This window comes from Rivibacter subsaxonicus, assembly GCF_004217215.1.
In the GTDB taxonomy this organism is placed as follows: Bacteria; Pseudomonadota; Gammaproteobacteria; order Burkholderiales; family Burkholderiaceae_C; genus Rivibacter; species Rivibacter subsaxonicus.
Window position 1 is genome coordinate 578,753 of sequence record NZ_SHKP01000006.1, and the last position, 21,809, is coordinate 600,561.

Here is a 21,809-nt window from a genome sequence, read left to right on the forward strand (position 1 = left end):
TTCGATCCAGCGCTTCCCGTTCGAATCCCCGGTGGCTGCCATGCGGGTAGCCCTGGGGATCGCCTACCGGGGTGACGGCTACAACGGCTGGCAGAGCCAGCGCGATGGCCGCACCGTGCAGGACGCGCTCGAGGCGGCACTGGCCGCCTTTGTCGCCGCGCCGGTGCGCACCGTCTGCGCCGGCCGTACCGACGCCGGCGTGCACGCGCTCAACCAGGTCGTCCATCTCGACACCGCGGTCGAGCGCGAGGCTTTTTCGTGGGTGCGCGGCACCAACCGCTACCTGCCCGAAGACATCGCCGTGCAGTGGGCGCAGGCGGTGCCCGACGACTTTCACGCGCGCAACCACGCGCGCGGACGACGCTACGCCTACGTGCTGCGCGAGTCGGTCGCGCGGCCGGCGCTGGAGACGGGGCTGGTCGGCTGGTCCTTCAGGCCGCTCGATGGCGAGGCGATGCGCGCCGCGGCCTTGCACCTGGTCGGCACCCACGACTTCAGCGCGTTGCGCTCGTCGGAGTGCCAGGCGGCCTCGCCGATCAAGGAGTTGCGCTCGGTCACGATCACGCGGCGCGGCGCCTACTGGCGCTTCGATTTCGACGGCAGCGCCTTCCTGCACCACATGATCCGCAACATCATGGGCTGCCTGGTCGCGATCGGGCAGGGCCGGCATCCGCCGGGCTGGATGGCCGAGGTGATCGCCTCGCGCTCGCGCGACGCCGCGGCGCCGACCTTCTCCCCGGCCGGTCTGTACTTCCTCGGTCCCTACTACGATGCGGCCCTTGGCATCGCCGAGCACACGCCGGCCTTCGACTGGCTTCCCGCATGACCCACCGTACGCGCATCAAGATCTGCGGCCTCACGCGCGACGCTGATGTGCGGGCCGCCGTCGAGGCCGGGGCCGACGCGATCGGCTTCGTGCTGTACCCGGCCAGCCCGCGCGCGATCTCGCTCGACCGCGCCGCCGAGCTGGCGGCGACCCTTCCGCCCTTCGTGACGCCGGTGGGCCTGTTCGTCAATGCCGGGCGCGACGAGATCGAGGCCGCCTGCGCCGCGATCCCGACGCTGCTGCTGCAGTTCCATGGCGACGAGACGCCGGCCACCTGCGAGTCCTTCGAGCGGCCTTTCATTCGCGCCGCCCGCATGGCGCCGGGCTTCGACTTGGTAGACTTTGCGCTGCAGTACGCAAGCGCGGCTGCCTTGCTGCTCGACGCCCATGTCGAGGGCTATGGCGGTGGCGGAAAGGTCTTCGATTGGTCACTCATTCCACCCAGCGTTCCCGCTCCGGTCGTTTTGTCTGGTGGGTTGAATGCAGCAAACGTGGGCGAGGGGGTGCTCGCGCTGCGGCCTTGGGCCGTTGACGTGAGCTCCGGCGTCGAACAGGCCAAGGGCATCAAGGATGCCGGGCTGATCCGCCGGTTCTGCGAAGCGGTACGCGAGGCGGATGCCCGTCTCGAGGATGCCGCGACGCGCTGAACCCCGAATCGAATCCCACACACCATGTTGAACTACCAGCAGCCCGACGCGCGCGGGCATTTCGGCCCCTATGGCGGCAGCTTCGTCGCCGAGACGCTTGTCCATGCGCTCGACGAGCTCAAGGCCGCCTACGCGCACTACCGAAACGACGCCGAGTTCCTGCGCGAGTTCCGCCACGAACTGGCGCACTTCGTCGGCCGGCCGAGCCCGGTCTATCACGCGGCGCGGCTGAGCCGCGAGCTCGGCGGCGCCCAGATCCACCTCAAGCGCGAAGATCTCAACCACACCGGCGCCCACAAGGTGAACAACACCATCGGCCAGGCCTTGCTGGCCAGGCGCATGGGCAAGCCGCGCGTGATCGCCGAGACCGGCGCCGGCCAGCATGGCGTGGCCACGGCGACCATCTGCGCCCGCTACGGCCTCGAGTGCGTGGTCTACATGGGCAGCGAGGACATCAAGCGCCAGAGCCCCAACGTCTATCGCATGAAGCTGCTCGGCGCCACCGTGGTGCCGGTCGACAGCGGCAGCCGCACGTTGAAGGACGCGCTGAACGAGGCGCTGCGCGATTGGGTCACCAACGTCGAGAACACCTTCTACATCATCGGCACGGTCGCCGGTCCGGCGCCGTATCCGGAGATGGTGCGCGACTTCCAGAGCGTCATCGGCGAGGAATGCCTGACGCAGATGCCGGCCCAGATCGGCCGCCAGCCCGACGCCGTGATCGCCTGCGTCGGCGGTGGCAGCAATGCGATGGGCATCTTCTACCCCTACATCCGGCACGAGGGCGTGCGCCTGATCGGCGTCGAGGCGGCCGGCGAGGGCCTCGAGAGCGGCAAGCATGCGGCCTCGCTGCAGAAGGGCTCGCCCGGCGTGCTGCACGGCAACCGGACCTACCTGCTGCAGGACGACAACGGCCAGATCACCGAGACCCATTCGGTCTCGGCCGGGCTCGACTACCCCGGCGTCGGGCCCGAGCATGCCTATCTCAAGGACATCGGCCGCGCCGAGTACGTCGGCATCACCGACGTCGAGGCACTCGCGGCCTTTCACCGCCTGTGCCGCACCGAAGGCATCATCCCGGCGCTCGAGTCGAGCCATGCGGTGGCTTACGCGATGAAGCTGGCACCGACGCTGCGGCCCGACCAGCATCTGCTGGTCAACCTCAGCGGCCGCGGCGACAAGGACATCGGCACCGTGGCCGACCTCTCCGGCGCCGACTTCTTCTGCCGGCCCTCGTGCCAGGGGCAGGGCGTCAAGGGTGGTGAGCAGCGCATCGAGGTGAAGCAGCGATGAGCCGCATCGCCGCTACCTTTTCCGCGCTGAAGGCTCAGGGCCGCAAGGCGCTGATTCCCTATGTCACCGCCGGCGACCCGTATCCCGAATTGAGCGTCGATCTGCTGCTGGCGCTGGCCGAGGCCGGCGCCGACGTGATCGAGCTCGGCGTGCCGTTCAGTGATCCGATGGCCGACGGCCCGGTGATCCAGAAGGCCAGCGAACGCGCGCTCGCCAAGGGCATCGGCCTGACCCAGGTGCTGGAGATCGTGCGCGGCTTCCGCGCCCGCAACCAGGTCACGCCGCTGGTGCTGATGGGCTACGCCAACCCGGTCGAGCGCTACGACCAGCGCCATGGCGAGGGCCGTTTCGTCGCCGATGCCGCGGCCGCCGGTGTCGACGGCGTGTTGGTGGTCGACTACCCGCCCGAGGAGTGCGAGGCCTTCGCCGCGGCGCTGCAGCGGGTCGGGCTCGACCTGATCTTCCTGCTCGCGCCGACCTCGACCGAGGAGCGCATGGCCCAGGTCGGGCGCATTGCCGGCGGCTATGTCTACTACGTCTCGCTCAAGGGCGTGACCGGCGCCGGCCACCTCGACGTGGGCGCGGTGGCTGCGGCCGTGCCGCGCATCCGCTGCCATGTCAGCGTGCCGGTCGGGGTCGGTTTCGGCATCCGCGATGCGACCACCGCCCGCGCCGTGGCCGCCGTGTCGGACGCGGTCGTGATCGGCTCGCGCCTGGTGCAGTTGCTCGAGGAAGCTCCGCGTGCCGGCATGGTCGAAGCTGGGCGACAATTCATCACTTCGATCCGCGCCGCGCTGGACGAAGTCACCGAGGAAGGAACCAAAGCATGAGCTGGCTCGAAAAACTGCTGCCGCCCAAGATCCAGCAGACCGACCCCGCCGAGCGGCGCTCGGTGCCGGAAGGGTTGTGGATCAAGTGTCCTTCGTGCGAGACGGTCCTCTACAAGACCGATCTCGAGCAGAACCTCAACGTCTGCCCCAAGTGCACCCACCACCACCGCGTCGGCGCGCGGGCCCGGCTCGACGGCTTTCTCGATCCCGAGGGCCGCTACGAGATCGGCGAGGAGGTGCTGCCGGTCGACCCGCTGAAGTTCAAGGACAGCAAGAAGTACCCCGAGCGCCTGAAGGCGGCGATGGAAGCCACCGGCGAGACCGATGCGCTGATCGTGATGGGCGGCTCGGTCCACACCGTGCCGGTGGTGGCTTCGGCCTTCGAGTTCGACTTCATGGGCGGCTCGATGGGTTCGGTGGTCGGCGAGCGCTTCGTGCGCGGCGTCGAGACCGCGATCGATCAGAAGGTGCCGTTCATCTGCTTCACCGCCACCGGCGGCGCACGGATGCAGGAAGGCCTGCTGAGCCTGATGCAGATGGCCAAGACCAACGCCTCGCTGACCCGCCTGGCCAAGGCGAAGCTGCCCTACATCAGCGTGCTGACCGACCCGACCATGGGCGGCGTCTCGGCCGGCTTTGCCTTCATGGGCGACGTGGTGATCGCCGAGCCGAAGGCGCTGATCGGCTTTGCCGGCCCGCGCGTGATCGAGAACACCGTGCGCGAGAAGCTGCCCGAGGGCTTCCAGCGCGCCGAGTTCCTGATGGACAAGGGCGCCGTCGACATGATCACCGACCGCCGCGAACTGCGCGGCGCGATCGCGCGAATGCTGTCGATGCTGCAACGCCAGAGCGCCGACGCGGTGGCCTGAGCGGATTCGAGCCGCAGGCACCAGGGCGGCGCAGGCCGCCCTGTTTTGTTTTCCTAGCATGAATCGATGAACGAGCTTCCTCTGACGCTGGCCGACTGGCTGGCCCACTGCGAGCGCCTGCACCGCAAGACGATCGACCTCTCGCTCGAGCGCGTGGCGCGGGTGAAGCAGCGGCTGGCGCTCGACTTCGAGGTGCCGCTGTTCACCATCGGCGGCACCAACGGCAAGGGCTCGACCTGCGCGATGCTCGAGGCGATCCTGCTGCAGTCGGGATGGCGGGTCGGCGTGCATACCTCGCCGCACCTGGTGCGCTTCGAGGAGCGCTGCCGCATCAACGGCGAGATCGTCGACGGCGCCGCGTTGCTGCCGCATTTCGCCGCGGTCGAGGAGGCGCGTGGCGACGAGGAGCTGACCTTCTTCGAGTTCACGCTGCTGGTGATCCTGCGCCACTTCGCGAGCCAGCCGCTCGATGCGGTGGTGCTCGAGGTCGGCCTCGGCGGCCGGCTCGATGCGGTCAACGCCTTCGATACCGACTGCGCGATCCTGACCAGCATCGACCTCGACCACATGGAGTACCTGGGCCCCGATCGCGAGAGCATCGGCCGCGAGAAGGTGGCGATCGCGCGGCCGGGGCGGCCGCTCATCGTCGGCGACCCGGTGCCACCGCAAGCGGTGCTCGATCACGCGGCCGCGATCGGCGCCGAGCTCTGGCGCTTCGGGGTCGACTTCAACTACAGCGGCGACAAGCAGCAGTGGAACTGGGCCGGCCGCGCGCGGCGCCACGCGGGCCTGGCCTATCCGGCGCTGCGCGGTGCCAACCAGTTGCTCAACGCCTCCGGCGTGCTGGCCGCACTCGAGGCGATGCGCGATCGGCTGCCGGTCACGGCACAGGCGGTGCGCAACGGCCTCGCACTGGTCGAACTGCCCGGGCGCTTCCAGATCGTGCCCGGCGAGCCGACCCTGGTCCTGGACGTGGCGCACAACCCGCACGCGGTGGCCACGCTGGCCGCCAACCTCGACCAGATGGGTTTTTATCCGCGCACCCACGCCGTGTTTGGCGCCATGGCCGACAAGGATCTCGACGCGATGCTCGAGCGCATGCTGCCGCTGGTCGACGCCTGGCATCTGCCGCTGCTGCCGACGGCGCGGGCGGCGTTGCCCGCGGCCCTGCGGCTGCGGCTCGAGGCGGTGCGCGAATCCTTGCGCCAGCGTGGCGCGGTGCTGCCACCCGACGCCCCCATCCACGAACATGCCGACCCCGCCGCGGCGCTGCGGGCGGCGGTCGCCGGCGCCGACCCGGCAGATAGAATCCTGGTCTTCGGATCGTTCTATACGGTGGGCGGTGTTCTGGAGCACGGCGTGCCCCGCCTGACGGCGCGCCACCTGTCGTGAACGGCCGCTGCGCCGGTGCCCTTGGCGGTGTCCGGTTTCCTTGTCGGCACGCCTTCTGACCCCAGCATGGGCCTACTCTCCTTCTTCAAGCGCAAGCCGGCCACCGACCAGGGCTCGGCCGAGGACGTGCAGCGCGCACGCACCCGGGCCCGCCAGCGGCTGATCGGCGCCGCGGTGCTGGTGGCGCTGGCGGTCATCGGCCTGCCGCTGCTGCTCGACACCGCGCCGCGTCCGGTGGCGGCCGATCTGCCGATCGAGATCCCGCGCAAGGAGGCGGTGCCGCCGCTGGTGGCGCCGAACGCGACGGCCCCACGGGCTGCCACGCCGGCGGCGCGCGCCACAGCGTCGGCGCCGTCTGCGGGCGCGGACGACGCTGCGGTGGCCAAGGCCGCGGCCGCGCGCGCCGAGCTTCCGCCCGAATCGCGCGAGGTAGCGCCGTCACCGCCCAAGCCGGCCGCGAAGGACGAACCCAAGCCCGCCGCCAAACCGGTCGTGAAGGACGAGCCCAAGGCCGCTGCCAAGCCAGCCCCGAGCAGCGACGGCGCACGCGCCGCGTCGCTGCTGGCCGGCAACGAAGTGGCTGCCGGCGAGGGCCGCTACGTGGTGCAGGTCGGCGCCTTCGCCGAAAGCGCCGGTGCCCGCGAGGCCCGTGCCAAGGTCGAGAAGCTGGGACTGAAGACCTACACCCAGGTCGTCGAGACCAAGGAAGGCAAGCGCATCCGGGTGCGTGTCGGCCCCTACGCGGCGCGTGCCGATGCCGACAAGGCCGCCGCGCAGTTGCGCGCCTCGGGCCTGGGCGCGGCGGTGCTGACGCTGTGATGGCGGGCGTGGTCCGAGGCCGATGACGGAGCTGGGATGGGTCGACTGGGCATTGATCGCGATCGTCGCGCTGTCGGTACTGCTCGGCATCGTGCGCGGACTCACGCGCGAGATCATGTCGCTGGCGGGCTGGGTCGTGGCCTACCTGGCGGCGCAGGCCTTCTGCGCGCGGGTCGCGCCGGAGGTGCCGCTGGGCGCGCCGGGCTCGGGCCTCAACCTGGCGGCCGCCTTCGTCGTGGTGCTGGTGGCCGCGCTGGTGGCCTGGAGCATCTGCAGTTGGATGGTCAGCAAGATGGTGAAGGCCTCGCTGCTCAATCCGATCGACCGCACGCTCGGCGCGGTGTTCGGCCTGGCGCGCGGGCTGGTACTGGTGCTGCTGGTCGGAACGCTGACGCTGCTTACCCCTCTATCGCAAGAACCGGCCTGGCGTGCCTCGCACGGCGCGGCCGGCTTGCACTATGTTCTGGCAGAACTCAAGCCGCTGTTGCCGGCGTCCGTGGCGCGCCATCTGCGCGCCGCGGCATCGCCGGCCGGTGTGCAATCGAAAGGATGAATCATGTGCGGCATCGTTGGCGTCATATCCAGATCGCCGGTTAACCAGCTGATCTACGACGCGCTGCTGCTGTTGCAGCACCGCGGCCAGGACGCGGCCGGCATCGTCACCGCCGGTCCGGACCAGGCCGGCACCAAGTTCTTCATGCACAAGGCGCGCGGCATGGTGCGCGATGTCTTTCGCACTCGCAACATGCGCGCGCTGCCGGGCCTGATCGGGCTCGGCCAGGTGCGCTATCCGACCGCGGGCAACGCCTACAGCGAAGAGGAGGCGCAGCCCTTCTACGTCAACGCGCCCTTCGGCCTGGTGCTGGTCCACAACGGCAACATCACCAACGCGCACGCGCTGCGCAAGGAGCTGTTCGCGATCGATCGTCGCCACGTCAACACCGACAGCGATACCGAGGTGCTGCTCAACGTGGTGGCGCACGAGCTCGAGCTCGCGGCGCGCGACCTGCCGCTGTCGCCGGACGAGGTGTTCAAGGCGGTGAGCGCGGTGCATCGGCGCGTGAAGGGTTCGTACGCGGTGGTGTGCCTGATCGCGGGCTATGGGCTGCTCGCGTTTCGAGACCCCTACGGCATCCGTCCGCTGTGCCTCGGCGAGGCACATACCGCGGCCGGCAAGGAGGTCATGGTCGCCAGCGAGTCGGTCGCGCTCGAGGGCACCGGCCACAAGCTGGTGCGCGACGTGGCGCCGGGCGAGGCGGTGTTCATCGATCTCGAGGGCAATGTGCATGCGCGCCAGTGCGCGCCGAGCGCGTCGCTCAACCCCTGCATCTTCGAGTTCGTCTACCTGGCGCGTCCCGACTCGGTGATCGACGGCATGTCGGTCTACCAGGCGCGGCTCAACATGGGCGAAACGCTGGCGCAGCGCGTCATCTCGACGATGCCGCCGAGCGAGATCGACGTCGTAATCCCGATCCCCGAGTCGAGCCGGCCGAGCGCGATGCAACTCGCACAGAAGCTTGGCAAGCCTTACCGCGAGGGATTCGTGAAGAACCGCTACGTGGGCCGCACCTTCATCATGCCGGGGCAGGGCATGCGCAAGAAGTCGGTGCGCCAGAAGCTCAACGCGATCGCGAGCGAATTCAAGGGCCGCAACGTGCTGCTGGTCGACGACTCGATCGTGCGCGGCACCACCAGCAAGGAGATCGTGCAGATGGCGCGCGAGGCCGGCGCGGCCAAGGTGTTCATGGCCTCGGCGGCACCACCGGTGCGCTTCCCCAACGTCTACGGCATCGACATGCCGACCTCGGCCGAGCTGATCGCCCATGACCGCAGCACCGAGGAGATCCGTGCCTACATCGGCGCCGACGCGCTGATCTACCAGGACCTGGCCGCAATGAAGCGGGTAGTCGGCGCGCTCAATCCCAGGATCTCCGGCTTCGAGGCCTCGTGCTTCGACGGCAGCTACATCACCGGGGACGTCAGCGTCGCCGACTTCGCGGCGATGCGCAGCCAGCGCCTGGCGCAGCCCGAGGAAGAGGACAGCAGCGCGCAGCGCCTGGCGCTGCAGGGCACGGCGGAGGGCTCATGAGCCACGCGCGGCCGCCCGAAGGGGCTCATTCCCTCTCGGAGGGACGGCGCGCAGCGCCAAGGGAGCGGCAATGAGCGACGACACGCCGCGTCAGAAGACGCTGTTGCCGCGGGTCGACCTGCCGAGCGGAGCGCGCCGCGAAACGCTCGCCGTGCGAGAGGGGCTGCCCCCCTCGGCCTGGGGCGAGAACTCGGAAGCGCTGTTCCTGACCAGCAGCTTCTGTCATCCCGACGCCGCCACGGCGGCGGCGCGTTTTGCCAACGAGGAGGAGGCTTTCGTCTACTCCCGCTTCACCAATCCGACGGTGATGATGATGGAGCGCCGGCTGGCGGCGCTCGAGGGCACCGAGGCCTGCATCGCCACCTCGAGCGGCATGAGCGCGATCCTGCTGCTCTGCATGGGACTGCTGAAGGCCGGCGACCACGTGGTCTGCTCGCAGAGTGTGTTCGGCTCGACGATCAAGCTGATCCAGGGCGAGTTTGGCAAGTTCGGCGTGCAGAGCAGCTTCGTCTCGCAGACCGACGTGAGAGCGTGGCGCGACGCGATGCGTCCCAACACGAAGCTGCTGTTCGCCGAGACGCCGAGCAATCCGCTGACCGAGGTCTGCGACATCGGCGCGCTGGCCGAGATTGCCCATGCGGGCGGCGCGCTGCTGGCGGTCGACAACTGCTTCTGCACGCCGGCGCTGCAGAGGCCGGTGGAGTTCGGTGCCGACCTGATCATCCACTCCGGTACCAAGTACCTCGACGGCCAGGGCCGGGTGCTCGCAGGTGCGATCTGCTGCTCGCAACAGCTCATCGACGATGCCTTCATGCCGGCCATGCGCAGCGCCGGCATGAGCCTGTCGCCGTTCAATGCCTGGGTCGTGCTGAAGGGGCTTGAGACGCTCGACATCCGCATGCAGGCGCAGAGCGCGCGCGCGCTCGAACTGGCGCGCTGGCTGGAGTCTCATCCCGCGGTGGCGCGGGTGTTGCACCCGGGTCTGGCCTCGCATCCTCAGCACGCGCTGGCGATGGCGCAGCAGGCCGGCAACGGCGGCGCGGTGGCGAGCTTTGTCGTCAACGCGAGCGACGCGGCGCAGGCGCGCGAGCGCGCCTTTGCGGTGATCGACGCGACCCGCATCTGCTCGATCACCGCCAATCTCGGCGACACGAAGACCACGATCACGCACCCGGCCAGCACCTCGCATGGCCGGCTCAGCGAGGAGCAGCGCCTGGCCGCCGGCATCACCCAGGGGCTGGTCCGCGTCGCGGTCGGGCTCGACCATCTCGATGACCTCAAGGCCGACCTCGCGCGCGGCCTCGACCCCCTCGCCGCATGAGCACCGTCCGTACCCGCATCGCGCCATCGCCCACCGGCTTCCTGCATCTCGGCACCGCGCGCGTCGCGCTGTTCTCGTGGGCCTTTGCGCGCCACCACGGCGGCAGCTTCGTGCTGCGCATCGAGGACACCGACGTCGCCCGCTCCACCCAGGCCGCGGTCGACTCGATCATCGAGGCGATGCACTGGCTCGAGCTCGATCACGACGAGGGCCCGTACTACCAGATGCAGCGCCTGGAGCGCTATGCAGAGGTGGTGCAGCAGATGCTCGCTGCCGGCACCGCCTACCACTGCTACTGCAGCCCGCAGGAACTCGACGAGATGCGCGAGGCGCAGCGCGCCGCCGGCCTCAAGCCACGCTACGACGGCCGCTGGCGGCCCGAAGCCGGCAAGACGCTGCCGGCGGTGCCGGCCGGCGTGCGGCCGGTGGTGCGCTTTCGCAATCCGCTTGGTGGCCAGGTCGCGTGGGACGACATGATCAAGGGGCCGATCTCGTTCTCGAACGAGGAACTCGACGACCTGATCATCATGCGGCCGGCGCCGGACGGCGCCTCCGACATCCCGACCTACAACTTCTGCGTTGTGGTCGACGACATCGACATGCGCATCACCCACGTGATCCGCGGCGACGATCACGTCAACAACACGCCGCGCCAGATCAACATCATGCGGGCGCTGGGCGCGCCGCTGCCGGTGTTCGGCCACGCGCCGATGATCCTTGGCCCCGATGGCGAGAAGCTGAGCAAGCGCCATGGCGCGGTCAGCGCGATCCAGTACCGCGACGAGGGCTACCTACCCGAGGGCATGCTGAACTACCTCGCGCGCCTGGGCTGGAGCCACGGCGACGAAGAGCTCTTCACGCGCGAGCAGATGGTCTCCTGGTTCGACGGCAGCCACCTCGCCAAAAGCCCCGCGCAATGGGACCCGGCCAAGCTGCGCTGGGTCAATGCGCATCACCTGAAGCTGGCCGACAACGCGCGTCTTGCCGGGCTCGTCGCGCAGCAGATGGAACGTCTCGGCCTCGCTGCAGGCGTGGCGGTCGACGAGCGCCTCGCCGCGCGCTGCGGACTGTTCAAGGATCGCTGCGCCACCACCGTCGAACTCGCCGGCTGGCTGGCGATGTACTACGCCGAGGTGACTCCGACGCCCGAGGATCTGGCGCAGCACGTGGGTGACGCGGTTCGGCCGGCGCTGGCCACGCTGGCCGATGCGCTGCAGGCGCTGCCCGCGTGGGACGCGGCGTCGATCAGCGCTGCGATCAAGACCACCATCGCCCAGCACGGCCTGAAGATGCCGCAACTCGCGGTGCCGGTGCGCGTGCTGGTGTGCGGCAGGGCACAGACGCCTTCGGTCGATGCGGTGCTGGCGCTGTTCGACAGGGCCATCGTGCTCGAGCGCTTGCGTCGCTGACGCGATTCCGGCTATACTTGCGGTCTTGCTTGAACAGCGTTGCCCTGGTGGCAGGTGGCGGTCGAAAGGCCAAAACCAAAAAACCAACGGGGGTATAGCTCAGCTGGGAGAGCGCTTGCATGGCATGCAAGAGGTCAGCGGTTCGATCCCGCTTACCTCCACCAAAACCTTCGGGAAACCGTCGGCAGCAGCGGTGGCGCGCGGTTCGGGTAAGCAGGAAGGTTTCAGTCCCCTTCGTCTAGAGGCCTAGGACACCACCCTTTCACGGTGATTACAGGGGTTCGAATCCCCTAGGGGACGCCAGATACCTGCCGAGCAATCGGCGGCAGATCGGCAAAAAAGCAAACGGCGCCGCGAGGCGCCGTTTGTCTTTTTGCCTGCGGTTTGCGAGCCGGGCTCAGATCTTGAAGTCTTCGAGCTTGCGGCCGCTGGCGATCGCGGTTTGCAGCCACTTGGGCTTGAGGCCGCGCCCGCTCCAGGTATCGCCGGTGACGGCGTTGCGATACTTCGGTGCCACCTTGCTGGTGCCGGCCGGCTTGGCGCCGCGCGCGGCCTTGGCGCCGGCGCCGCCGAGTTCGGCCAGCGTCACGCCATGCTGGGCCATCAGCGACTTGATCTGGGCCAGCACACCGGCTCGTTCGGCGCGCCGGGCGTCGGCGATCTGGCGCTCCAGTTCGGCCTGCTGCTGTTCGAGGGTGGCTCGCTGGGCGAGCAGTTCCTGATACGTTGCCATACTTGTCCGCTCCTGCACGCCATCGAAATGAGGCGTTGCACTGATTCTAGGCAAATTCAATTGCCGGCGGCCACCCGGCCAGAACGACAAACCCGGCCGAGGCCGGGTTTGTTGGTGGTTTCGGACGCCGCCCGCGGCTCACTTGTAGCCGGCTTTGTCGAGCAACTGCTGGACGCGCATCGAATTGGCGCCGACGAGCGCCACCGGTACCAGTTCGGACTTGAAGGGTCCGAGCGTATCGAGCGCCGGGTTAGCGACCTTGACCGTGCTCACCGCCGGATATTCATTGTTGCCGTTGGCGAAGTAGCCCTGGGCCGCGTCGCTCGCCAGATACTCGAGAAACTTGACGGCCGCCTCGCGATTCTTGGCATTCTTGGCGACCGCGCCGCCGGCGATGTTGACGTGGGTGCCCCAGCTTTGCTGATTGGGGAAGATCACGCTGACCTTTTCCATGGTCTCGCGGTCGGCCGGGTTGGTCGACCGCATCAGGCGCGCCACGTAATAGCTGTTGGAGAGCGCGATGCCGCACTCACCGCTGGCAACCGCCTTGATCTGGTCGGTATCGCCGCCCTTGGGGTCGCGCGCCATGTTGGCGACGACGCCCTTGAGCCAGGCCTCGGTCTTCTCGGCACCCAGGTGCTCGTAGATCGAGCCGAACAGCGACAGGTTGTACGGGTGCGAGCCCGAGCGGGTGCAGACCTTGCCCTTGTTCTTCGGGTCGGCCAGTTCCTCGTAGGTATCGGCGTCCTCGCGCTTGACATTGGCCTTGTTGATGACGATCACGCGGGCCCGGGTCGAGAAACCGAACCAGTCCGAACCGTCGCCGTCGTCCTTGTCGCGCAGCGAGGCGGGAATGCGCTGCTCGAGCAGTTTGGACTTCACCGGCTGGAAAAGACCCTCGGCATCGGCGCGCACCAGGCGCGCGGCGTCGACCAGCAGAATCACGTCGGCCGGGCTCGCGGCGCCCTCGCTGCGCAGTCGCGCGAGGATGCCGGCATCGTCGGCATCGACCCGATTGATCTTGATGCCGGTGGCCTTGGTGAAATTGTCGTAAAGCGCCTCGTCGGTCTGGTAGTGGCGCGCCGAATAGAGATTGAGTTCCGACTGCTGGGCGCCGGCCAGGCCGCTGGCGACAGTTGCCGCGACGGCGAACGCGGTACGGGCGAAGAAATTCATGGATGACGTCATGGCTTCGGTTTCCGGAAGATGAGGCGTTAAGCGACTGGGTGGTCGATCATAAACGCCAACGCGAATGATTCGCATGCATTGCTGCAGGCGAAGAAAAGGGGCGCCGCAGCGCCCCATGACTTCCGCGCCGAGCCTCAGGCCGAAGGCGGCACGTAGCCGACCGGCTGGTCGACACCTTCGCCGAAGAAGTAGCGCTCCATCTGCCGCGCCAGGTACTGACGGGCTCGCGCATCGGCGAGGTTGAGGCGGTTCTCGTTGACCAGCATGGTCTGGTGCTTGAGCCACGCGGCCCAGGCTTCCTTGCTGACGTTGTTGTAGATGCGAACGCCGAGCTCGCCCGGGTAGGGCGAGAAGTCGAGGCCTTCGGCCTCCTTCTTGAGCATCACGCAATTGACGGTACGGGCCATGTGCTTCTCCAAAACTACTTGAGGTTCTTGACCAGCACCTGCGAGCGCCGGTCCCAGTTGTACTTGCGCTTGCGCGCCTCGGGCAGCCATTCGGGGTCGACCACCTTGAAGCCGCGCTTGATGAACCAGTGCATCGTCCGCGTCGTCAGCACGAAGATGCTGTCGAGCCCGGTCGCGCGGGCGCGCTGCTCGACACGCTTGAGGATGCGTTCGCCATCACCCTGGCCCTGCACCGCGTCGCTGACCGTCAGGGCCGCCATCTCGCCGGTGCGTGCCTCGGGGTAGGGGTAGAGCGCGGCGCAACCGAAGATCACGCCGTCGTGTTCGATCACGGTGTAGTGGTCGATGTCGCGCTCGATCTCGGTGCGGTCGCGCTTGACCAGCGTGCCGTCGCGCTCGAAGGGTTCAATCAACTGCAGGATGCCGCCGATGTCGTCGGGCCCGGCCTCGCGCAGGCTCTCGAGCTTCTCGTCGACGATCATGGTGCCGATGCCGTCGTGCGTGAACACCTCCTGCAGGATCGCGCCGTCGACCGCGAAGGGCAGGATGTGCGAGCGCTCGACGCCTTCCTCGCAGGCCTTCACACAGTGCTGCAGGTAGAAGCCGAGGTCGCTCGGCTGCTCGGCCGGTGGCAGCGTGGCCAGCAGGCGCTTGGCCTCGGCCAGCACGAGTTCGGTGTCGATGTCGGTCGTGGGGTCGGCCGGGTTCTCGCGGATGCCCGGCACCTCGGTCAGGAAGATCAGCTTGTCGGCCTGCAGCGCGATCGCGGTGCTGGTGGCGACGTCTTCCATGCGCAGGTTGAAGGCCTCGCCGGTCGGCGAGAAACCGAAGGGGCTCAGCAGCACCAGCGCGCCGATGTCGATCGCGCGGCGGATCGCCGGCGAGTCGACCCGCCGCACCACGCCGCTGTGGATGAAATCGACGCCGTCGACGATGCCCACCGGCCGCGCGGTCAGGAAGTTGCCCGAGACCACGCGGACCGTGGCGTTGGCCATCGGCGTGTTCGGCAGGCCCTGCGAGAACGCGGCCTCGATCTCGAAGCGCAGCTGGCCGGCGGCCTCCTGCGCGGCGTCGAGCGCCGGCGCGTCGGTGATGCGCTGGCCATGGCTGAAGCGCGAGGGATGGCCCTTGGCGGCCAGTTGCTCGTTGACCTGCGGGCGGAAACCGTGCACCAGCACCAGCTTGATGCCCATCGCGTGGATGATCGCCAAGTCCTGGACGAAGGCGTTGAGCTTGCCGGCGGCGATCAGCTCGCCCGCCATGCCGACCACGAAGGTCTTGCCGTGGTACGCGTGGATGTAGGGCGCGACCGAGCGGAACCAGGGGACGAAGGTGTGCGGGAAGACGAGGCTCATGGTGTGTGGGGCAGCGCCGGAATTGTGCCGTACGCGTCATGCGGCGGTCGTTGACGGCACGCCACGCCGGACCGAGGATGCTCGGTCTTAAACGCCCGTAAGGAGAACGCGATGGAAGTCTTCCAGACCCACGGTGCCTTCAGCTGGAACGAGCTGATGACCAGCGATCCCGAGGCCGCGATGGGCTTCTACAAGAGCCTGCTCGGCTGGAGCATCGAGACGATGCACATGCCCTCCGGCCCGTACCACGTGATCAAGGTTGGCGACGCCTCGATCGGCGGCATCATGAAGACGCCGCCCGAGGCCGGGCCGATGCCGCCGGCCTGGGGCGGCTACGTCACGGTCGACAACGTCGACGCGCTGGTGGCCAAGGTGCCGGGCCTGGGCGGCAAGGTATTCGTGGCGCCGACCGACATTCCCGGCGTCGGTCGCTTCAGCGTGATCGCCGATCCGCAGGGCGCGGTGCTGAACCTGATCACCTACGAGGCGCCGGCCCACAAGTGACGCGCGGCCCGGGATGCCCGGGCCGCCGATAATCCGCGGCCCGTGACCGATCGCCCCACCATCTCTCCCCGCCCCGCAGCAGGCCGCACCAAGCGCCCACCAGCCGCCACGCCACGCCCTGCGGCACCCGCCCGGCCGTTGCCGCCGATCGAGTTTCCAGAGTCGCTGCCGGTCTCGGCACGGCGCGACGAGATCGCGCGCGCAATCACCGAACACCAGGTCGTCATCGTCTGCGGCGAGACGGGCTCGGGCAAGACGACGCAGTTGCCAAAGATCGCGCTGCTGCTCGGTCGTGGCGCGGCCAACGCCACCCAGGGCCGCGGCAAGCTGATCGGCCACACCCAGCCGCGGCGATTGGCCGCGTCGAGCGTGGCCAGGCGCATCGCCGAGGAGCTCAAGACGCCGCTCGGCGAGGTGGTCGGCTTCAAGGTCCGCTTCCAGGATCGGCTACAGCCCGGCGCCTCGGTGAAGCTGATGACCGACGGCATCTTGCTCGCCGAGACCCAGCGCGACCCGCTGCTGCGCGCCTACGACACGCTGATCATCGACGAGGCCCACGAGCGCAGCCTCAACATCGACTTCCTGCTCGGCTACCTGCGCCAGATCCTGCCGCAGCGGCCCGATCTGAAGATCATCGTGACCTCGGCGACGATCGACGCCGATCGCTTTGCGAAGCACTTTGCCGGCAAGGACGGCCCGGCGCCGGTGATCATGGTCAGCGGCCGGCTGTTCCCGGTCGAGCAGCGCTACCGGCCCTTCGAGGAGCGGCGCGAGTACGACCTCAACGATGCCATCACCGACGCCGTAGACGAACTGTGGCGCGGGCGAGGTGCCGGCGCCGGCGACGTGCTGGTCTTCCTGCCCGGCGAGCGCGAGATCCGCGAGGCGGCCGAGCACCTGCGCAAGCACCATCCACCGGGCGTCGATGTTCTCCCGCTGTTTGCGCGGCTGTCCGAGGCCGAGCAGCAGCGCATCTTCGAGCCGCATGGCGCGCCGCGCATCGTGCTGGCGACCAACGTCGCCGAGACCTCACTTACGGTGCCCGGCATCCGCTTCGTCATCGACCCCGGGCTGGCGCGCGTCAAGCGCTACAGCTATCGCAACAAGGTCGAGCAACTGCAGATCGAGCCGATCAGCCAGGCCGCCGCCAACCAGCGCGCCGGCCGCTGCGGCCGGGTGGCCGACGGCATCTGCATTCGGCTCTACAGCGAGCAGGAGTTCGTCGAGCGGCCGCGCTTTACCGACCCGGAGATCCTGCGCTCCTCGCTGGCCGGCGTGATCCTGCGCATGAAGTCGGTCGGACTCGGCCGGGTCGAGGACTTTCCGTTTCTCGAGGCGCCGCCGAAGAAGGCGGTCGCCGACGGCTACGCGCTGCTGGGCGAGCTCGGCGCGATGGACGAGGACAACGAGCTGACGCCGATCGGGCAGGAACTCGCCAAGCTGCCGCTCGACCCGCGCGTCGGTCGCATGATCCTCGCCGCGCGCGACCGTCAGGCGCTACACGAGGTGCTGATCATTGCCTCGGCCCTGAGCGGCCAGGACGTGCGCGACCGTCCGCCCGACCAGCAGCAGCAGGCCGATGCCAGGCACAAGCCCTTCGACGACGAGCGCTCGGAGTTCATGGGCTACCTCAAGCTGTGGAACTGGCTCGAGGAAGTCCGGGGCGCGAAGCTTGCCGGCGCGCCGGCTGCGCCGGTCGAGCACAAGCTCAGCCACCGCAAGCAGGAGCAACGGCTGCGTGAGAACTTCATCAGCCCGCGCCGGGTGCGCGAGTGGCGCGACATCCATTCGCAGCTGCTGACCGTGGTGGCCGAGCATGGCTGGCGACCGAACGGCTCGCCCGCCACCTACGAGCAGGTGCACCTGGCGATGCTGGCCGGGTTGCTCGGCAACGTCGGCTGCAAGAGCGACGACGAGGACTGGTACCTCGGCGCGCGCGGCATCAAGTTCTGGCGCCATCCGGGCGCGCATCTGAGCAAGAAGCCGGGACGCTGGTTGATCGCGGCCGAGTTGGTCGAGACCACGCGGCTGTTCGGTCGCGGGCTGGCCGGCGTCGAGCCGGGCTGGATCGAGCAGGTCGCGGGGCCGCTGCTCAAGAAGCAGTTGCTCGAGCCGCATTGGGAGAAGAAGGCGGCCGAGGTGGTGGCGCTGGAGCGTGCCACGCTCTACGGCATCGTGCTCTACAACGGCCGGCGCGTGAACTTCGGTCGCGTCGACCCGGCCGCGGCGCGCGAGATCTTCATCCGCGAGGCGCTTGTCGGCGAGGAGTGGGAGACGAAGCTGCCGTTCCTCGGCGCAAACCGCAAGCTGATTTGCCAGGTGCAGGAGCTCGAGCACAAGTCGCGTCGGCAGGACGTGCTGGTCGACGACGAGCTGATCTTCGCCTTCTACGATCAACAGCTGCCGGCCGACGTCTGCTCGGGCCACAGCTTCGAGCGCTGGTACCGCGAGGAGAGCAAGAGGCAACCGAAGCTGCTGATGCTCACGCGCGAGGAGCTGATGCGGCACGAGGCGGCCGGTATCACCACCGCCACCTTCCCCAAGACGCTGCGCCTGGGCGGCGTCGACTGCGCGGTGACGTACCTGCACGAGCCGGGCGATGCCAAGGACGGCGTCACCGTCATGGTGCCGATCTATGCGCTGAACCAGGTCGGCGACGAGCGTTGCGAGTGGCTGGTGCCGGGGCTGCTGAAGGACAAGGTGCTGGCGCTGGTCAAGAGCCTGCACCAGCGCCCGCGTTCACGCCTAGTGCCGCTGCCCGACTACGCGGCCGAGTTCTGCGAGACCGCGAACTTCGGCGAAGGCTCGCTGATGGACGCGCTGCTGAAGGCGGTGCGCGAGCGCACCCAGCTCGCGGTGCAGCGCAACGACTTCAAGCTCGAGACGCTGCAGCCGCACCTGTTCATGAACTTCCGCGTCGTCGACGAGCACGGTCGCCAGCTCGGCATGGGACGCCACCTGCCCACGCTGAAGGCCGAGCTGGGCGGGCAGGCGCGCTCGGCGTTCCAGGCGTTGGCGGCGCTGAAGTTGGGCACGCCGAAGCCGGCCACGGAGCCCGCGCCGACGCTGGCCTCGACTTCTGCTAAACCGGCGCCGCAGGTTGCCGCGACCAAGGCGTCCGCCGCGCCCGAGCGCTACACCGACTGGAGCTTCGGCGAACTGCCCGAGCTGATGGAGATCGGCCGCGGCGGCCAGAAGATGGTCGGCTTTCCGGCGCTGATCGACAAGCTCACCCACGTGGAGATCGAGGTCTTCGACGAGCCCGACGTCGCGGCATCGAAGCACCGCGCCGGCCTGCGCCGCCTGGTGGCGCTGCAGATCAAGGAGCCGCTGAAGTACCTCGAGAAGAACATTCCCGACCTCGCGCGGATGGCGGTGCAGTTCATGGCGCTCGGTGGCAGCTCGGATGAACTGCGCGAGCAGATCGTCGCCGTGGCCCTCGATCGCGCCTTCCTCGCCAGCGAGCCGCTGCCGACCGACGCGCAGCGCTTCAAGGCGGTGGTCGAGGAGGGCCGCGCCCGGCTCAACCTGGTGGCGCAGGAAGTGGCGCGCCTGGCGGCCAGCGTGCTGCAGGAGGCCGCCGCTGCGCAGCGCAAGCTCAAGGACAGCAGGCCGCCCAAGGAGGTGGCCGATGACATTGCTGCACAGTTGCAGCGGCTGGTGCCCAAGCGCTTCCTGCAGGTCACGCCCTATGCCCAGTTGCAGCATCTGCCGCGCTACCTCAAGGGCATCGTGATGCGGCTCGACAAGCTGCGGGCCGATCCCGCGCGCGACACGCAGCGGCTGGCCGAGTTACGTCCGCTCGACCAGCGCTGGACGCGTCGCATGGCCGAGCTGAAAGGAGCGGCCGACGCCCGGCTCGACGAGTTCCGCTGGTTGCTCGAGGAACTGCGCATCAGCCTGTTCGCGCAGGAGCTGCGCACGCCGCAGCCGGTCTCGGTGAAGCGACTGGAGAAGGCGTGGGCCCAGATCACCGCCTGACCGAGGGCTCGCGCCTGGCCGGCCGCTACAATCGAGCCTCAGTCGGGGTGTAGCGCAGCCTGGTAGCGCATCTGGTTTGGGACCAGAGGGTCGAAGGTTCGAATCCTTTCGCCCCGACCAAGAAATCAGCAAGGCCCGTCGGCGACGCCGACGGGCCTTTGTCGTTCATGGTGCGCTTTGGCGGCCGGCTTGCGGGTTAGTCCCGTTTTGCGCGCGACGACTCTGCCTAGACTGCGATCACGACTGACCGATCGGTCAGCCCATCGGCATCGCCACAGGAGTTCCGCCCATGAATCGCTTGTCCCAGCTCGCCACCGGCCTCGCCCTCGCACTCGCGGCGCTGGCGGCGCAGGCCGACATCAATGTCGGCATCACGCTCTCGGCCACCGGGCCGGCCGCCTCGCTCGGCATTCCCGAGCGCAACGCCGTGGCGCTGCTGCCGACCACGGTGGCAGGGCAGAAGATCAACTACATCGTGCTCGACGATGCCTCGGACACCACTGCCGCGGTCAAGAACGCGCGCAAGTTCATCACCGAGGACAAGGTCGACGTCGTGATCGGCTCGACTACCACGCCCAACTCGCTGGCGATGATCGACGTGGTCGCCGAGAGCGAGACGCCGATGATCTCGATGGCGGCCAGCAAGGCGATCGTCGAACCCGTCGAGGGCAAGCGACGCTGGATCTACAAGACGCCGCAGAACGACGCCCAGATGGCCACCGCGATCGTCTCGCACATGATCGACAACAAGATCAAGACGGTGGCCTTCATCGGCTTTGCCGACGCCTACGGCGAGGGCTGGGCACGCGAGTTCGGCAACATCGCCGAGTTGCGCGGCCTCAAGGTGGTGGCGAGCGAACGCTTTGCCCGTACCGACATGGCGGTCACCGGCCAGGTGCTCAAGATCGTCGGCGTCAACCCCGACGCGGTGCTGATCGGCGGCTCCGGCACGCCGGCCGCATTACCGCAGAAGACGCTCAAGGATCGCGGCTACGCCGGCAAGATCTACCAGACGCACGGTGTGGCCAACGCCGACTTCCTGCGCGTCTGCGGCAAGGACTGCGAGGGCACCTACCTGCCGGCCGGGCCGATGCTGGTTGCCGACCAGTTGCCAGCCGACAACCCGGTGCGCAAGTCGGCGCTGGTGTTCGTCCGTGCCTACGAAGAGAAGTACGGCAAGGGCAGCGCCAGCACCTTCGCCGGCCATGCCTGGGATGCCGCCAAGCTGCTCGAGGCGGCGATTCCGGCCGCGCTCAAGGCCGGCGCGCCAGGCACCAAGGCCTTCCGCGCCGGCTTGCGCGACGCGCTCGAGAAGACCACCGACCTGGCCGGCGCGCACGGCATCTTCAACATGAGCCCGACCGACCACCTCGGCCTCGACCAGCGCGCGCGCGTGATGGTCAGGATCGAGAACGGGGCCTGGAAGTACGTGAAGTAGCGCGCGCTGCTGCCGGCGCCCGCGCCGGCAGCGCGCCGAAGCCGCCCCGACACACCGCCAGCACGGCGGCGGCGAAGTCTTCGTAGCTGAGCTCGCCCTTCGGGTCGAGCCAGGTGAAGGTCCAGTTGATCATGCCGAGCAGCATCATCGTCGCGGCGGTGAGCTCGGCGCCGTCGATCCCGGGCGCGAGCGCGGCCTGGACGACGCCGCGAAAGGCCTCGACCACCTGGCGCTCCTGGGCCCGGATGCGGCGCCGCTCGCGGGTGGGCAGATGCTCCACGTCCTGCAGCAGCAGCTTGTGGACTGCCTGCGAGGTCTGGTACTCGTCGAGAAAGGCGCGCACCAGGGCGTCGAGATGGGCCTGAGCTTCGAGTTCGCGCGCGGCGACCTCCTCGCACAGCGCGAGCAGGCGCCGCGTGTAGCCGTCGAAGAGCGCGAGCAGAATCGATTCCTTGCTCGTGAAGTAGTGGTAGAGCAGCGACTTGGAGACGCCGCAGCGCGCCGCCAGGTCGCTCATCGAGGCCGCCGCATAGCCCAGTTCGGCGAAGGCGAGGGCGGCCTGGTCGAGGATCAGCGACTGCTGCGTCGGGCTGATCGGTGCGGTATCGGAGCGGGTCGGCATGGCGGCGCACGATAGTCGGGTCGCCGTCGGAGGTCAACCTTGACTGACCGGTCGGTCAGGCCTATAAACAGGGTGGTGCTTTCTGC

Annotated in this window: 19 protein-coding genes and 3 tRNA genes; 17 read left to right on the plus strand and 5 right to left on the minus strand. The window is 68.6% G+C overall.

Annotated elements, in window-relative coordinates; translation table 11 throughout:
* Positions 1 to 40 precede the first annotated feature (40 nt).
* From truA to EV670_RS12700, 13 genes are all read left to right on the plus strand, one after another.
* Positions 41 to 826 (plus strand): tRNA pseudouridine(38-40) synthase TruA, encoded by a 786-nt coding sequence (truA, locus tag EV670_RS12640; protein ID WP_130432580.1) that lies wholly within the window; start codon positions 41 to 43, stop codon positions 824 to 826.
* Positions 823 to 1,473: a phosphoribosylanthranilate isomerase gene (locus tag EV670_RS12645; RefSeq protein ID WP_130432582.1), complete on the plus strand. Its 651-nt coding sequence runs from the start codon at positions 823 to 825 to the stop codon at positions 1,471 to 1,473. Before truA ends, EV670_RS12645 begins: the two co-directional genes overlap by 4 nt.
* A 24-nt stretch (positions 1,474 to 1,497) precedes the next feature.
* Positions 1,498 to 2,766 (plus strand): tryptophan synthase subunit beta, encoded by a 1,269-nt coding sequence (gene trpB, locus EV670_RS12650; protein WP_130432584.1) that lies wholly within the window; start codon positions 1,498 to 1,500, stop codon positions 2,764 to 2,766.
* Positions 2,763 to 3,596: a tryptophan synthase subunit alpha gene (gene trpA, locus EV670_RS12655; RefSeq protein ID WP_130432586.1), complete on the plus strand. Its 834-nt coding sequence runs from the start codon at positions 2,763 to 2,765 to the stop codon at positions 3,594 to 3,596. The genes trpB and trpA overlap by 4 nt, the downstream gene beginning before the upstream one ends.
* Complete coding sequence (accD, locus tag EV670_RS12660) at positions 3,593 to 4,465, plus strand: acetyl-CoA carboxylase, carboxyltransferase subunit beta (protein WP_130432588.1); 873 nt, start codon at positions 3,593 to 3,595, stop codon at positions 4,463 to 4,465. The genes trpA and accD overlap by 4 nt, the downstream gene beginning before the upstream one ends.
* A 66-nt stretch (positions 4,466 to 4,531) precedes the next feature.
* Positions 4,532 to 5,857 carry a bifunctional tetrahydrofolate synthase/dihydrofolate synthase gene (folC, locus tag EV670_RS12665; protein ID WP_130432590.1) on the plus strand — a complete coding sequence of 442 codons (1,326 nt, stop codon included), beginning with the start codon at positions 4,532 to 4,534 and terminating at the stop codon, positions 5,855 to 5,857.
* 66 nt (positions 5,858 to 5,923) lie between these two features.
* Positions 5,924 to 6,676: an SPOR domain-containing protein gene (locus EV670_RS12670; protein WP_130432592.1), complete on the plus strand. Its 753-nt coding sequence runs from the start codon at positions 5,924 to 5,926 to the stop codon at positions 6,674 to 6,676.
* A 22-nt stretch (positions 6,677 to 6,698) separates the two neighbouring features.
* A complete protein-coding gene (locus EV670_RS12675) occupies positions 6,699 to 7,229 on the plus strand; it encodes a CvpA family protein (protein WP_130432594.1) in 531 nt (176 codons plus the stop codon).
* A 3-nt stretch (positions 7,230 to 7,232) separates the two neighbouring features.
* Positions 7,233 to 8,765 carry an amidophosphoribosyltransferase gene (gene purF, locus EV670_RS12680; RefSeq protein WP_130432596.1) on the plus strand — a complete coding sequence of 511 codons (1,533 nt, stop codon included), beginning with the start codon at positions 7,233 to 7,235 and terminating at the stop codon, positions 8,763 to 8,765.
* Between the two features lie 70 nt (positions 8,766 to 8,835).
* Complete coding sequence (locus EV670_RS12685) at positions 8,836 to 10,086, plus strand: O-succinylhomoserine sulfhydrylase (protein ID WP_130432598.1); 1,251 nt, start codon at positions 8,836 to 8,838, stop codon at positions 10,084 to 10,086.
* Positions 10,083 to 11,495, plus strand: a complete 1,413-nt coding sequence (gltX, locus tag EV670_RS12690) for a glutamate--tRNA ligase (RefSeq protein ID WP_130432600.1) — start codon at positions 10,083 to 10,085, stop codon at positions 11,493 to 11,495. Before EV670_RS12685 ends, gltX begins: the two co-directional genes overlap by 4 nt.
* An 88-nt stretch (positions 11,496 to 11,583) precedes the next feature.
* A tRNA-Ala gene (locus tag EV670_RS12695) sits at positions 11,584 to 11,659 on the plus strand.
* Positions 11,660 to 11,722: 63 nt separating this feature from the next.
* Positions 11,723 to 11,798: transfer RNA gene (locus EV670_RS12700), tRNA-Glu, on the plus strand.
* A 94-nt stretch (positions 11,799 to 11,892) separates the two neighbouring features.
* Here EV670_RS12700 and EV670_RS12705 read toward each other — a convergent pair.
* The 4 genes from EV670_RS12705 to argA all read right to left on the minus strand — a co-directional run bounded on the left by EV670_RS12705 (position 11,893) and on the right by argA (position 15,178).
* The gene (locus tag EV670_RS12705) at positions 11,893 to 12,228 is read right to left on the minus strand and encodes an H-NS histone family protein (RefSeq protein WP_130432602.1); all 336 of its coding nucleotides are present in this window, start codon (positions 12,226 to 12,228) and stop codon (positions 11,893 to 11,895) included.
* A 138-nt stretch (positions 12,229 to 12,366) separates the two neighbouring features.
* Positions 12,367 to 13,404, minus strand: a complete 1,038-nt coding sequence (locus EV670_RS12710; RefSeq protein WP_130432604.1) for an extracellular solute-binding protein — start codon at positions 13,402 to 13,404, stop codon at positions 12,367 to 12,369.
* Positions 13,405 to 13,550: 146 nt separating this feature from the next.
* On the minus strand, positions 13,551 to 13,823 hold the full coding sequence (locus tag EV670_RS12715) for an oxidative damage protection protein (protein ID WP_130432606.1): 273 nt from the start codon (positions 13,821 to 13,823) through the stop codon (positions 13,551 to 13,553).
* 14 nt (positions 13,824 to 13,837) lie between these two features.
* The gene (argA, locus tag EV670_RS12720) at positions 13,838 to 15,178 is read right to left on the minus strand and encodes an amino-acid N-acetyltransferase (protein WP_130432608.1); all 1,341 of its coding nucleotides are present in this window, start codon (positions 15,176 to 15,178) and stop codon (positions 13,838 to 13,840) included.
* A 111-nt stretch (positions 15,179 to 15,289) separates the two neighbouring features.
* Between argA and EV670_RS12725 the strand changes: the two genes are divergently transcribed.
* The 4 genes from EV670_RS12725 to EV670_RS12740 all read left to right on the plus strand — a co-directional run bounded on the left by EV670_RS12725 (position 15,290) and on the right by EV670_RS12740 (position 21,101).
* Positions 15,290 to 15,682, plus strand: coding sequence for a VOC family protein (locus EV670_RS12725; RefSeq protein ID WP_130432610.1), 393 nt, complete (start codon positions 15,290 to 15,292; stop codon positions 15,680 to 15,682).
* Positions 15,683 to 15,724: 42 nt separating this feature from the next.
* Positions 15,725 to 19,663: an ATP-dependent RNA helicase HrpA gene (gene hrpA / locus EV670_RS12730; protein ID WP_423213581.1), complete on the plus strand. Its 3,939-nt coding sequence runs from the start codon at positions 15,725 to 15,727 to the stop codon at positions 19,661 to 19,663.
* 43 nt (positions 19,664 to 19,706) lie between these two features.
* Positions 19,707 to 19,783 (plus strand) — tRNA-Pro (locus tag EV670_RS12735).
* 169 nt (positions 19,784 to 19,952) lie between these two features.
* Complete coding sequence (locus tag EV670_RS12740; protein WP_130432612.1) at positions 19,953 to 21,101, plus strand: ABC transporter substrate-binding protein; 1,149 nt, start codon at positions 19,953 to 19,955, stop codon at positions 21,099 to 21,101.
* Here the strand turns inward: EV670_RS12740 and EV670_RS12745 are convergent.
* Positions 21,064 to 21,723, minus strand: a complete 660-nt coding sequence (locus EV670_RS12745) for a TetR/AcrR family transcriptional regulator (RefSeq protein WP_130432614.1) — start codon at positions 21,721 to 21,723, stop codon at positions 21,064 to 21,066. The two genes, EV670_RS12740 and EV670_RS12745, sit on opposite strands and share 38 nt — an antisense overlap.
* Positions 21,724 to 21,809 lie beyond the last annotated feature (86 nt).

Coding starts and splice junctions, on each gene's coding strand:
- truA (WP_130432580.1), top strand. CDS start 41: ATGCGGGTAGCCCTGGGGATCGCCTACCGGGGTGACGGCTACAACGGC.
- trpB (WP_130432584.1), top strand. CDS start 1,498: ATGTTGAACTACCAGCAGCCCGACGCGCGCGGGCATTTCGGCCCCTAT.
- EV670_RS12740 (WP_130432612.1), top strand. CDS start 19,953: ATGAATCGCTTGTCCCAGCTCGCCACCGGCCTCGCCCTCGCACTCGCG.
- EV670_RS12725 (WP_130432610.1), top strand. CDS start 15,290: ATGGAAGTCTTCCAGACCCACGGTGCCTTCAGCTGGAACGAGCTGATG.
- EV670_RS12685 (WP_130432598.1), top strand. CDS start 8,836: ATGAGCGACGACACGCCGCGTCAGAAGACGCTGTTGCCGCGGGTCGAC.
- purF (WP_130432596.1), top strand. CDS start 7,233: ATGTGCGGCATCGTTGGCGTCATATCCAGATCGCCGGTTAACCAGCTG.
- folC (WP_130432590.1), top strand. CDS start 4,532: ATGAACGAGCTTCCTCTGACGCTGGCCGACTGGCTGGCCCACTGCGAG.
- EV670_RS12670 (WP_130432592.1), top strand. CDS start 5,924: ATGGGCCTACTCTCCTTCTTCAAGCGCAAGCCGGCCACCGACCAGGGC.
- EV670_RS12710 (WP_130432604.1), bottom strand. CDS start 13,404: ATGAATTTCTTCGCCCGTACCGCGTTCGCCGTCGCGGCAACTGTCGCC.
- EV670_RS12715 (WP_130432606.1), bottom strand. CDS start 13,823: ATGGCCCGTACCGTCAATTGCGTGATGCTCAAGAAGGAGGCCGAAGGC.
- gltX (WP_130432600.1), top strand. CDS start 10,083: ATGAGCACCGTCCGTACCCGCATCGCGCCATCGCCCACCGGCTTCCTG.
- EV670_RS12705 (WP_130432602.1), bottom strand. CDS start 12,228: ATGGCAACGTATCAGGAACTGCTCGCCCAGCGAGCCACCCTCGAACAG.
- EV670_RS12645 (WP_130432582.1), top strand. CDS start 823: ATGACCCACCGTACGCGCATCAAGATCTGCGGCCTCACGCGCGACGCT.
- argA (WP_130432608.1), bottom strand. CDS start 15,178: ATGAGCCTCGTCTTCCCGCACACCTTCGTCCCCTGGTTCCGCTCGGTC.
- EV670_RS12745 (WP_130432614.1), bottom strand. CDS start 21,723: ATGCCGACCCGCTCCGATACCGCACCGATCAGCCCGACGCAGCAGTCG.
- accD (WP_130432588.1), top strand. CDS start 3,593: ATGAGCTGGCTCGAAAAACTGCTGCCGCCCAAGATCCAGCAGACCGAC.
- EV670_RS12675 (WP_130432594.1), top strand. CDS start 6,699: ATGACGGAGCTGGGATGGGTCGACTGGGCATTGATCGCGATCGTCGCG.
- trpA (WP_130432586.1), top strand. CDS start 2,763: ATGAGCCGCATCGCCGCTACCTTTTCCGCGCTGAAGGCTCAGGGCCGC.